The following is a 12,585-nucleotide window of genomic DNA, read 5'->3' on the forward strand; positions in this document are numbered from 1 at the left end:
GTTTCTATAATTAAGAGAATCTCATTGCTAAAATAAAAAAAGAGAAGAAATTTAGTTCTCACGGAACTTATCACATTTAGGTCTTTTCTTCAAGTATGCTTTAATCTCCGCCCTATTCCCATTTAATATTTTTCGTTAACACAGGTTATCATGTGTTTATAAACTCACAGTATCTTTTGGCAAAGATGCGATAAGTTTTAATAATACGCAAGAAAACATAATAATATTTTTCATTATCTCTTTTTATAGTACTACCAATCTATTAAAAACAGATTAGCAATAAATAAAATATATCATCCTATAAGAAGACGGTAGAAAAGAAACTACTTTTTATTTGCGCAATGTTCATCATCAGAATAGCATAATTATGTGACCATTTAACATAATCAACTATCTAAACCCTCTGTAACCACTAATACAGCCCCCAATAATAAAGAAAAACAACAATAAACAAACACAAAAGATACCTGATGGCAAACTTATTACCTTTTTCCAAGTTCCGTGAGAACTTAANTAGAAAAAACGAATCCTTTACAAACCTATTCCGGAAATACAATCGAATCCGGAATCCTAAAACAAACTATCAAATTAATGTTTAACCGAACAATTTAGTGTATGACAGAAAAAACTAACCTGTTTCCGAATCTAATCCGGTTTCGAGAAACAAATCGCCTGAAAATGGCAATCGCTGCTTCTATCATGCTATGGTGTGCAACACCTCAGCAAGCGGCAGCCGATACTTACGAAAAACACGAAATCACCACTGCACAACAGCAAAAAGTAAAAGCGGCCGGTACCGTGGTTGATCAAAATGGGGAGGCCATGATTGGTGTATCCGTCAAAGTGAAAGACAATGCCACCATGGGAACTATCACCGACCTGAATGGTAAATTCTCTTTTGACGTACCTAAAGGCGCTACACTTGAAATTTCTTACATCGGCTACAAAACCGTAACTGTCAAAGCAGAAGGTACAGTCCTCAACATTACGATGAAAGAAGATGCAGAGGTATTGGATGAAGTTGTTATTGTGGGCTATGGTTCACAGAAGAAAGTGAACGTAACCGGTGCTGTCGGCATGGTCAATTCCGACGTACTTGAAGCCCGGCCGGTACAAAACGTATCGCAGGCTTTGCAAGGTGTAGTCCCGGGTCTGAACCTCTCGGTAGGCAACTCCGGAGGTGCACTGGACAGCTCGATGAGTATCAATATCCGTGGTGCCGGTACTATTGGTGATGGTTCAGGTTCTTCTCCTCTTATTTTGATCGATGGCATTGAAGGGGAATTGAACTCTGTTAACCCGAACGATATTGAAAGCGTATCGGTACTGAAAGATGCAGCTTCTGCCTCTATCTATGGTGCCCGTGCCGCATTCGGTGTAATACTTGTTACAACCAAGAGTGGCAAGAGTGGCAAAGCAAGAGTGAGCTACAATGGTAATGTACGTTTCTCTGATGCACTCTGTGTACCGGAAATGATGGACTCTTATCAATTCGCACAATACTTCAATCGTGCAGCCGAAAATGCAGGTGACTCAGGCCCATTCAGCCAAGAAGCACTCGACCGTATCCTTGCCTACCAAGCCGGAACCCTGAAAGAGACAATGACCATGAACGAACAAACCCGTAAATGGCAGGCTTATGGCGGTGCTAATGCCAATACCGACTGGTTCAAAGAATTCTATAATGACTGGGTTCCGTCACAAGAACACAGCCTGAGTATCAGCGGAGGTACAGAAAAGACACAATACACCATCAGCGGGAGCTTCCTTGACCAGAACGGTCTGCTCCGTCATGGTAGCGATAATTTTCAACGCTATACGATGAACGGTAAAATCACAAGCCAAGTTGCTGACTGGTTCACTGTCACTTACTCAACCAAATGGACACGCGAAGACTTTGACCGCCCGTCATATCTGACAGGTCTCTTCTTCCACAACATCGCCCGCCGCTGGCCGACTAACCCTGCCTACGACCCGAATGGGCATCCGGTAGATGGAATGGAAATTGCAGAACTTGAAACCGGAGGAAAACAAATCAACCAGAAAGACCTAAATACCCAACAGATACAATTCGTTTTTGAACCGATCAAAAACTGGCGTATTAATCTGGAAGGTAGTTTACGTACTACAAACACCAACGAACATTGGGATGTATTACCTATATATGCCTACAATGCAGATAACGACCCTTATCTGATTTCATGGGGAGGAAAAGCAAACGGAACTTCGGAAGTAAACGAATATTCATATAAAGAGAACTACTACACAACCAACATCTATTCAGACTACTTCAAACAGTTCGACAACGGACATTACTTCAAGGTGATGGCAGGTTTCAATAGCGAGTTATACAAAACCCGTTACCTGCAAGGGCAGAAAACAACCTTAATTTCAAATAGTGTCCCCACCATTAATACAGCTACCGACGACCCTAAGACATGGGGTGGATACGCTCACAATGCTGTCGCAGGTTTCTTCGGACGTATCAACTACAACTACAAGGACCGTTATATGATTGAGGCTAATGGACGTTACGACGGTTCATCACGCTTTATAGGCGACAAACGCTGGGGATTTTTCCCTTCATTCTCTGCCGGATGGAACGTTGCTCAGGAACCATTCTTCCAAAAAATCGCAGAAAAATGCGATATCGGTACACTGAAACTTCGTGCTTCTTGGGGACAATTAGGTAATACCAACACTAATGATGCATGGTATCCTTTCTATCAGACGATGCCTACAGGCTCTAACTACGGCTGGTTGCTTAACGGCGCATTACCTAACTATGCCAATAATCCGGGCATTGTGAGCATGAAGAAAACATGGGAAACCATTGAGACTTGGGACGTTGGTTTGGACTGGGGACTGTTCAATAACCGTTTAACAGGTTCGTTCGACTACTTCGTCCGCTATACTTACGACATGATCGGTCCGGCTCCAGAACTTTCTTCATCGTTAGGTACAGGCGTTCCGAAGATTAACAATGCTGACATGAAATCTTATGGTTTCGAACTTGAACTGGGATGGAGAGACCGTATCCGCGACTTCTCTTACGGTGTGAAATTCATTTTGTCTGATTCTCAGCAAAAGATTCTGAAATATCCGAACGAAGACTATAACATAGGTACTTACTATAAAGGGCAGAAACTCAACAACATCTGGGGATATAAGACGGTAGGTATCGCACAGAGCCAGGAAGAGATGGATGCTCATCTGGCAAAAGTAGACCAATCGGCCTTGGGTAGTAAATGGAGTGCAGGCGACATTATGTATGCCGACATCGACGGTGATGGCAAGATCAGCACAGGAAGCAATAAACTGGGAGATACAGGCGACCGCGTAATCCTGGGTAACAGTACCCCACGGTACAGCTACGGTCTGACTCTTGACGCAAGCTGGAAAGGAATTGACTTCCGCGCATTCTTCCAGGGCATTGGCAAACGTGACTATTGGCTGCAAGGCCCGTACTTCTGGGGATCAACCGGCCTTGGACAATGGCAGGCTGCCGGCTTCAAGGAACATTGGGATTTCTGGCGTCCGGAAGGTGACCCCTTGGGAGCAAACACCAATGCTTACTACCCACGTGTAGCAAGAAACGGTGGTAAGAATACGAATGTACAAAGCCGTTATTTGCAAAACGCAGCTTATTGCCGTCTGAAAAATATCCAGATAGGTTATACTTTGCCCAAAACATGGACAGAAAAGGCAGGTATGTCGTCTGTACGTGTCTATGTATCCGGAGACAACTTGCTTACTTTCTCCGATATCACAGGCATCTTCGACCCGGAAGCAATCGGAAGTACATATGATACGAACAACGGTAAACTGTATCCGTTGCAGAGAGTCATTTCAGTCGGTTTAAATGTTAACTTCTAAAAAACACCAAGAATATGAAAATTAAAATGAAATATATCGTGGCGCAGGCTTGCCTCGTAGCGGGAGCATCCATGGCTCTGACTTCGTGCAACGACTTTCTGGACAGAGAGCCGCTGGATCAAGTCACTCCGCAAGAGTATTTCCAAACTGCAGACCACCTGGCAGCATATACTATTTCAAAATACAACTCTATGTTCTCAACACATAGCGGATGGAATGCCGGTACGGTAAACAATGATGGCGGTACAGACAACATGGTAGTAGGTGGTTATAACTCTACCTACTATGAAAAAGGGATCTGGAAAGTACCTTCAAACAATGACAACTGGTCCAACGGATTGTCACTGGCCCGTTATTGCAACTACTTCTTCGAACAAGTATTACCTAAATACGAAGCCGGAAAGATCTCGGGATCAGAAGATGACCTCAAACACTACATCGGTGAAATGTATTTCATGCGTGCATTGGTATATTACAACCAGCTACGCAAATACGGAGATTACCCTATTATCACTGAGGTGCTTCCGGATGATGAAGCGATACTGATTGAAAAGAGTGTACGTCAGCCACGTAATAAAGTGGCCCGCTTCATTCTTGAAGATCTCGACAAAGCTATCGGGTTAATGAAAAACCAAGGCTTTATGAGCAACAATCGCCTGAACAAACAGTGTGCTTTGCTGATCAAATCACGTGTGGCATTATACGAAGCTACATTTGAGAAATATCATCAGGGAACGGGTCGCGTACCGGGTGACGAAACATGGCCGGGAAAGAGCGTACATCCGAATTTCTCACTTGATGTAGCAGCCGAAATCAACTTTTTCCTCGACCAGTGTATGGATGCAGCTTCACAAGTAGCGGACGCTATCACACTGACCGAAAATACAGGGGTATTCAATCCGCTTAGCGACAGCGAATATTCCGGTTGGAATCCCTACTTTGAGATGTTCTCTGCCGAAGATATGAGCGGTTATTCCGAAGTTCTCTTCTGGAAAGACTATCTTCGTTCGGGAAGTATCAACATCAGCCACGGTGCTCCCAACTATATTTATTCAGGCGGAAACAATGGAATGTTGAGAAGCTATGTACAGACCTTCCTGATGGAGAATGGATTGCCTTGGTATGCCAGCAACAGCGGATTTAAAGGTGACAGCAGGGTTCAGGAAGAAAAAGAAGGACGTGACCAGCGCTTACAACTTTTCTTATTCGGCGAGAAAGACAAACAGGCTCCGAGAGCCGATGGTGACGGCACTATGCCCGAGTTCGGCGAACCTGCTCTCTTTGAGCTGGAAGAAGTAAGAGATTTGACAGGATATCGCATCCGTAAATGCCTGACTTATAAAAAGGATCAGATTATCTCGGGTTCCGACCAGTCGACCACAGGATGCATCATCTATCGCGGTGTGGAAGCTTACCTCAACTATCTGGAAGCATATTATCTGAGAAATGGTAAGGTAGATGGAAAAGCAGCCCAATACTGGACCGCCATCCGCAAACGTGGTGGGGTGGACACAGATTACGAAAAGACCATTCGCAATACAGATATGAGCAAAGAAGTAGACTGGGCTAAATACTCCGGTTCTACATTGGTAGACGCAACTTTATTCAATATCCGCCGTGAACGTCGTTGCGAATTCATCGGTGAAGGTATGCGTTGGGATGACCTGATGCGCTGGAGAGCTATGGATCAATTGCTTACAACCAAATATGTTCCGGAAGGATTCAACTTCTGGGATGAAGCTTATGATGACTATGTGGCAATGAAGAACGACAAAGGCGAGCCTAAATATAAGATTGTATCAGACGGTAGTTCAACAGCCAATATGTCAGCAAAAGAATTAGGTAAGTATGTACGTCCATACTCAATCGTAAAAGCAAATAACGCTGTATTCGACGGTTACACATTCGCTAAGGCATACTACTTGTATCCGGTGCCGATACGGCAGATGGAGCTCCTGTCTCCGGATCGTTCAGTCAACAGTTCTGTACTTTACCAGAACCCATACTGGCCAAACAAAACAAGCGAGCCTGCTATCGAATAATAGTTTTCCAATAGGAAGCAAAATATAAAAAAGTATTGATTTTTAGTATATAATAAAGTTGTTGTGGTAAGAGATTTATAGCAACTACACAAATTTAAAAAAGGAAAATTGGAAAAAGGGCGTCCGTGAGGATGTCCTTTTTTATATTACATATTAGAAGAACGGTATATATAAACAAAAAGGCCGCGCAAAATTGCACAGCCTTTCATTATATAAATATCCGGAAATATCAGCTCTTGTTAGCGCGTTTACGTTCGTTTTCATCCAAAAGCACTTTACGCATACGCATAGCCTTCGGAGTAACCTCTACATATTCGTCTTCCTTGATGTACTCCAATGCCTCTTCAAGAGAGAACTGTACAGGAGGAATCAGACGGGTCTTCTCATCAGAACCGGAAGCACGCATATTGGTCAGTTTCTTCGACTTAGTCACATTTACAACCAGGTCTTTTTCGTGAGCATGTTCACCCACTACCTGCCCAGCGTATACCTCTTCCTGAGGGAAAATAAAGAATTTACCACGATCCTGCAGTTTATCGATTGCATAAGCAAATGCAGTACCACCTTCCATAGCGATAATCGAACCATTGGTACGACGTTCGATATCACCTTTGAACGGTTGATATTCTTTAAAACGGTGAGCCATGATGGCTTCACCTGCCGAAGCAGTCAGAACGTTCGTACGAAGACCGATGATACCGCGTGAAGGCATGTCAAACTCAAGGTTAATACGCTCACCGGTATTCTCCATCATGGTCATCTCACCCTTACGGCGAGTCACCATATCGATAATTTTACTTGAATACTCTTCCGGTACGTTGATTGTAAGTTCCTCGATCGGTTCACACTTCACTCCATCTATTTCTTTATAAATTACTTGCGGCTGTCCAACCTGTAACTCGTAACCTTCACGACGCATCGTTTCGATCAAAACAGAAAGGTGAAGCACACCACGACCCGATACAACCCATTTACCGTCTTCTTCACTCTTACGCACGCGCAATGCGAGGTTCTTATCCAACTCCTTGGTCAAACGATCATGGATATGACGTGAAGTTACAAATTTACCGTCCTTACCATAGAACGGAGAATCGTTGATGGCAAACAGCATGCTCATAGTCGGTTCATCAATAGCGATAGGCGGCAATGCTTCCGGATTTTCATAATCGCAGATCGTATCTCCAATCTCAAATCCGTCAATACCCACCAAAGCACAAATATCTCCTGAAGAAACCTCAGTCGTTTTCACACGGCCCAGCCCTTCAAAAACATGAACTTCCTTTATTTTAGATTTTACAATACTACCGTCGCGCTTAGCCAAAGACACATTCATACCCTCCTTGAGCGTACCGCGGTGAACACGTCCTACAGCGATACGGCCTGTATATGAAGAATAATCGAGTGAGGTGATCAGCATCTGCGGAGTACCTTCCAATTGTTCCGGAGCAGGAATGTTCTCGACAATACAATCCAGCAAAGGCACAATGCTGTCTGTCTGCTCTTTCCAGTCCGTACTCATCCAGTTGTTCTTAGCCGAACCATAGATTGTCGGGAAGTCAAGCTGCTCTTCAGTAGCATCGAGGCTGAACATCAGATCGAACACCATCTCATGTACTTCGTCCGGACGGCAGTTCGGCTTATCCACCTTATTAATAACAACAATCGGTTTCAATCCGATTTCCAAAGCTTTCTGTAATACGAAGCGCGTTTGCGGCATCGGACCTTCAAAAGCATCAACCAACAGAATACATCCATCGGCCATGTTGAGCACACGCTCTACTTCACCACCGAAGTCGCTGTGTCCCGGAGTATCAATAATATTAATCTTAGTTCCGTTGTAATTGATAGAAACGTTTTTAGAGAGAATCGTTATCCCTCGTTCACGCTCCAAGTCGTTGTTATCCAGAATTAATTCACCGCTTGTTTGGTTGCCGCGAAACAAGTTTCCGGCTAAAAGCATTTTATCGACGAGAGTCGTTTTCCCATGGTCAACATGGGCAATAATTGCAATGTTTCGAATATTTTGCATAGAATACCTATTATTTGGCGACAAAGGTACAAAAATTGGATTAGAAAAAAGGGATAGTATAGAAAATATTTCCTGCAATTCATTGTGGGATAAAAGATAATGCCTATCTTTGCACGCTCAAAGAAACATTTTATAGATCAATAATTTTATTAATTATGTATTTAGACGCTGCTAAAAAGCAAGAAATCTTCGGTAAGTACGGAAAGTCTAACACTGATACTGGCTCAGCTGAGGCCCAGATAGCTTTGTTTTCATACCGTATTACTCACCTGACTGAGCACATGAAGCTCAACAGAAAAGATTATAGTACAGAAAGAGCTTTGACTATGTTAGTAGGTAAACGTCGTGCTTTGCTCGACTACCTGAAAGCAAAAGATATCACCAGATATCGTGATATCATCAAAGAGCTTGGCTTGCGTAAGTAATCACTTACCGCGAACAAAATTTAAAAGCCGTTTCTTCCATCGGGAAGAAACGGCTTTTATTTTTTACCCTTCCCCTTGCTTGGATATAAAATTTCATTAATTTTGCAGCAAAACGAATTAAATTATAACCTTTTACCAGGAAAATACATTCAAACATTATGGATACAAGTAAAATCGTAGGAGAAAAGATAAAATCACTCCGTGAGAATAAAGGAATCTCAATAGAAGAACTTGCCGAACGCTCGGGACTGGCTATCGAACAGATAGAACGTATCGAAAACAATATTGACCTACCGTCATTGGCACCGCTTATCAAAATAGCCCGTGTATTGGGCGTACGTCTGGGCACTTTCCTCGACGACCAGGATGAAACAGGCCCGGTTGTTTCGCGCAAAATGGAAGCAACAGACACGATCAGCTTTTCAAACAACGCCATCCATTCGCGCAAACACATGCAGTACCATTCACTGTCCAAGTCAAAAGCCGACCGCCACATGGAACCGTTCATTATCGATGTAGCCCCTACACAAGACAGTGATTTCGTGCTATCTTCCCATGAAGGAGAGGAATTCATCATGGTCATGGAAGGAGTCATGGAAATCAGTTACGGAAAGAGCACCTACTTGCTTGAGGAAGGCGATAGTATCTATTATGACTCCATCGTCCCTCATCACGTTCATGCCTACGAAGGACAGGCTGCCAAAATTCTGGCAGTGATCTATACACCGATTTAATGATCAACGATTATCGCTCCACACATACTAAAAACATGCAACTATACGAAAAAACACTCGGTCAGTGGCTTGAACATTGGGCCGAAACAACACCCGACAAAGAATACATTGTATACTCCGACCGTAACCTGCGTTTCACCTGGAAGCAATTCAACAAACGGGTGGATGACATGGCGAAAGGACTGATTGCCATCGGAGTGGAAAGAGGTACCCATGTAGGCATCTGGGCGGCAAACGTACCGGACTGGCTGACTCTGCTATATGCCTGTGCAAAAATCGGTGCAGTCTACGTGACAGTAAACACCAACTATAAACAAGCTGAACTGGAATACTTGTGCGAGAACTCGGACATGCATACACTCTGCATTGTTAATGGAGAGAAGGACAGCGACTTTGTTCAGATGACCTACAATATGCTTCCGGAACTGAAAACCTGTGAACGCGGACATCTGAAGAGCGAACGTTTCCCCTATATGAAAAATGTGATCTATGTAGGACAAGAGAAGCACCGCGGGATGTACAATACACAGGAAATCCTGTTATTAGGCGATAATATAGAAGACACCAGACTCAATGAACTCAAAGCCGGCGTCGACTGTCACGACGTGGTAAATATGCAATATACCTCCGGAACAACCGGTTTTCCCAAAGGGGTCATGCTGACACATTACAATATAAGCAATAATGGTTTCCTGACCGGCGAGCATATGAAATTCACAGCCGACGATAAACTATGTTGCTGCGTACCTCTGTTCCATTGCTTCGGCGTAGTGTTAGCCACCATGAACTGCCTGACTCACGGCTGTACCCAGGTGATGGTTGAACGCTTTGACCCACTCATCGTACTGGCATCCATCCATAAAGAAAGATGTACCGCACTCTATGGAGTACCTACCATGTTTATCGCCGAACTAAATCATCCGATGTTCGATATGTTCGACATGTCGAGTCTTCGTACAGGCATCATGGCCGGCTCACTCTGCCCGGTAGAGTTGATGAAACAGGTGGAAGAAAAAATGTATATGAAGGTGACCAGCGTATACGGGCTGACTGAAGCAGCTCCGGGGATGACTGCCACCCGCATTGACGATCCATTTGACGTACGCTGCAACACTGTAGGACGTGACTTTGAGTTCACAGAAGTAAAAGTGCTTGATCCGGAAACAGGTGAAGAATGCCCGATCGGCGTACAGGGAGAAATGTGCAATCGCGGATATAACACCATGAAAGGATATTATAAGAACCCACAAGCTACAGCTGAAGTGATAGATAAAAACAACTTCCTGCACTCAGGAGACTTGGGAATCAAGGACGAAAATGGAAACTATCGCATCACGGGGCGTATCAAAGATATGATCATACGTGGAGGGGAGAATATCTATCCGCGTGAAATCGAAGAATTCCTCTATAAGCTTGAAGGAGTAAAAGACGTGCAGGTATCAGGCATTCCGTCTAAAAAGTATGGAGAAGCAGTAGGCGCCTTCATCATTCTGCACGAAGGGGTAACCATGCAGGCATCAGACGTGCAGGACTTCTGCCGTAATAAAATCTCCCGCTACAAAATACCCAAATATATTTTCTTTATTGATGAGTTCCCTATGACCGGAAGCGGAAAGATACAAAAATTCAAACTGAAGGATTTAGGATTGAAACTCTGCGAAGAACAAGGTATCCAGATTATATAAAAACAGACATGATAAGTGATTAACCGGAGAGAAATTCCAAACGTTAATCACTTATCATTATCGCTTCACAGGTAAAGTAAAATAAAAAACAGTTCCTTTGCCCTGTTTGGAACGTACCCAGATTCGTCCGCCCATCTTTTCGACAAGCATACGGCAAATAGTCAGTCCCAACCCTGTGCCTTGCACAAAATCATCTATCTTTCCGAAACGCTGGAAGATCGTAGCCACCCTTTCTGCAGGGATTCCTTTCCCTGTATCCGATACATAAAACTGCACCATATCGGCCTTCTCCTGAAATCCGAAATGAATTTCTCCGGCAGAAGTAAACTTAATGGCATTGGTGATCAGATTGACCAAAATCTGCGAAATACGCTCCCAATCTCCTTGTATGCATAGCTGCGGATCTACTTCGTCCAACATAAGCCGAACTTCCGGTTTAACCGATTTCACATACAATTCATGCAATTGCAGACAGATATCTTTCAACTTCACAGGATGAAAAGAAAGTTCCAAGGAACCGGCTTCAAGTGCAGAAAGATCGAGAATATCATTGAAGAGATTCAACAGAACAGACGAATTATGCTCTACGATATCGGCATATTGCCGCTTTTCGTATTCATCGTCCGCCTCGATAATCAGTTTGGAGAAACCTACAATCGCATTTAGCGGAGTGCGTATTTCGTGGCTCATATTTGCCAGAAACGAAGATTTCATCCGGTCGGCCTCTTCTGCCTTGATCCGGGCCGCTATCAACTCTTTTTCCGTCTTCTTTGTTTCGGTCACATCCCATGACACTCCAATGATATAAGGATACCGTCCTCCTGAAGGAACCACTGTTTTCATGGTGGTCACTGTACGGACTTCGCCACTCATAGTGGTATAAGTTTCCAGATACTCAATGCGTCCCAGCTCCATCGCTTTCAAATCATCTTGCCGGAGACGCTCCGCATCCTTTTTATCCGGAAATATCTCCGCATCTGTCCTCCCTACGGCCCTCTCGACAGAGATACCCGAATATTCGGCAAAAGCTTTATTCCAATAAAGATAACGAAAGTCGTTCCCTGTATCTTTCACAAACAAATAGACAGGAATATTATTCAGAATATCATTCATCAACGAATTGAGACGTACGATCTCACTTCGCTGAACCTCGTTGGTTCTTGCCATTTCGGTTTCCTGTGATACGTCACGGCACATACACAACAAATATTGATCATCCAACGGGAAAATACGATTTTCATAATGATGAAGAACGCCGTCCAGCGTTAACGAATGTTCGGCTATCGAACTCTTCCCGGTACGGATTACTTTATCCATGTTCTGACGAACACTTTCATAAGCCTCCTCAGGAACAATATCTTTTACATTTGAATTTATAATACTATCGGCTGTCGTACCTTCAACATGATTCGTAGTAGGTGATGAAGCTAACTCTACTATATTGGCATTATGATCAAAAACAGTAAGCATATCGGGCAAAGCATCCAAAATCCGGGTACTGTATCGCTCTCGGAACCGTCCTTTCCTGAGAGAGTCGAGTTCCGAAGAAAGCCTCTCCACTTTCTCCTCCAGTTTCTCTACAATTTCCAGTAGTTCTTCTTTTGTTTTATGCTCGTAGTATCCCATGGATTTCAGTCTGTTTTAATCTATATTGTTGTATATAGCATTTCATTACTTGCAAATATAATACATAAATCTGAAAAATATCCTACAAATCGAAGTTATTATTGATTAAAAAATCCGATAGCTTTTGCCCTACTATTCAGAATGTTCTATCTTTGCACCACTTTATAT

General features: G+C 43.4%; 7 protein-coding genes. 5 read left to right on the forward strand and 2 right to left on the reverse strand.

What is annotated here, in order from left to right:
- The first annotated feature begins 615 nt into the window (after positions 1–615).
- Both JZY04_RS17820 and JZY04_RS17825 read left to right on the forward strand, forming a co-directional pair.
- Complete coding sequence (locus tag JZY04_RS17820) at positions 616–3,876, forward strand: TonB-dependent receptor (RefSeq protein ID WP_122142310.1); 3,261 nt, start codon at positions 616–618, stop codon at positions 3,874–3,876.
- 14 nt (positions 3,877–3,890) lie between these two features.
- Positions 3,891–5,918, forward strand: coding sequence for a RagB/SusD family nutrient uptake outer membrane protein (locus tag JZY04_RS17825; RefSeq protein WP_122142311.1), 2,028 nt, complete (start codon positions 3,891–3,893; stop codon positions 5,916–5,918).
- A 229-nt stretch (positions 5,919–6,147) separates the two neighbouring features.
- Here the strand turns inward: JZY04_RS17825 and typA are convergent, their stop codons facing one another.
- Positions 6,148–7,947, reverse strand: a complete 1,800-nt coding sequence (gene typA / locus JZY04_RS17830) for a translational GTPase TypA (RefSeq protein WP_122142312.1) — start codon at positions 7,945–7,947, stop codon at positions 6,148–6,150.
- 155 nt (positions 7,948–8,102) lie between these two features.
- On the opposite strand from typA, the gene rpsO reads away from it, so the two are divergent.
- From rpsO to JZY04_RS17845, 3 genes are all read left to right on the forward strand, one after another.
- Positions 8,103–8,372: a 30S ribosomal protein S15 gene (gene rpsO / locus JZY04_RS17835; RefSeq protein ID WP_005781774.1), complete on the forward strand. Its 270-nt coding sequence runs from the start codon at positions 8,103–8,105 to the stop codon at positions 8,370–8,372.
- Positions 8,373–8,530: 158 nt separating this feature from the next.
- The gene (locus JZY04_RS17840) at positions 8,531–9,106 is read left to right on the forward strand and encodes a helix-turn-helix domain-containing protein (protein ID WP_005781772.1); all 576 of its coding nucleotides are present in this window, start codon (positions 8,531–8,533) and stop codon (positions 9,104–9,106) included.
- Between the two features lie 35 nt (positions 9,107–9,141).
- Positions 9,142–10,791, forward strand: a complete 1,650-nt coding sequence (locus JZY04_RS17845; RefSeq protein ID WP_032535413.1) for an AMP-binding protein — start codon at positions 9,142–9,144, stop codon at positions 10,789–10,791.
- 57 nt (positions 10,792–10,848) lie between these two features.
- On the opposite strand, the gene JZY04_RS17850 is transcribed toward JZY04_RS17845, so the two are convergent.
- Positions 10,849–12,417: a PAS domain-containing sensor histidine kinase gene (locus JZY04_RS17850; RefSeq protein WP_122142313.1), complete on the reverse strand. Its 1,569-nt coding sequence runs from the start codon at positions 12,415–12,417 to the stop codon at positions 10,849–10,851.
- Positions 12,418–12,585 lie beyond the last annotated feature (168 nt).

Origin of the sequence: Bacteroides sp. 11BF, from assembly GCF_019633765.1 — a bacterium.
In the GTDB taxonomy this organism is placed as follows: domain Bacteria; phylum Bacteroidota; class Bacteroidia; order Bacteroidales; family Bacteroidaceae; genus Bacteroides; species Bacteroides hominis.

Bases quoted from the DNA above. Each gene is read 5' to 3' on its own strand.
- JZY04_RS17820 (WP_122142310.1), top strand. From the start codon at position 616: ATGACAGAAAAAACTAACCTGTTTCCGAATCTAATCCGGTTTCGAGAA.
- JZY04_RS17825 (WP_122142311.1), top strand. From the start codon at position 3,891: ATGAAAATTAAAATGAAATATATCGTGGCGCAGGCTTGCCTCGTAGCG.
- typA (WP_122142312.1), bottom strand. From the start codon at position 7,947: ATGCAAAATATTCGAAACATTGCAATTATTGCCCATGTTGACCATGGG.
- rpsO (WP_005781774.1), top strand. From the start codon at position 8,103: ATGTATTTAGACGCTGCTAAAAAGCAAGAAATCTTCGGTAAGTACGGA.
- JZY04_RS17840 (WP_005781772.1), top strand. From the start codon at position 8,531: ATGGATACAAGTAAAATCGTAGGAGAAAAGATAAAATCACTCCGTGAG.
- JZY04_RS17845 (WP_032535413.1), top strand. From the start codon at position 9,142: ATGCAACTATACGAAAAAACACTCGGTCAGTGGCTTGAACATTGGGCC.
- JZY04_RS17850 (WP_122142313.1), bottom strand. From the start codon at position 12,417: ATGGGATACTACGAGCATAAAACAAAAGAAGAACTACTGGAAATTGTA.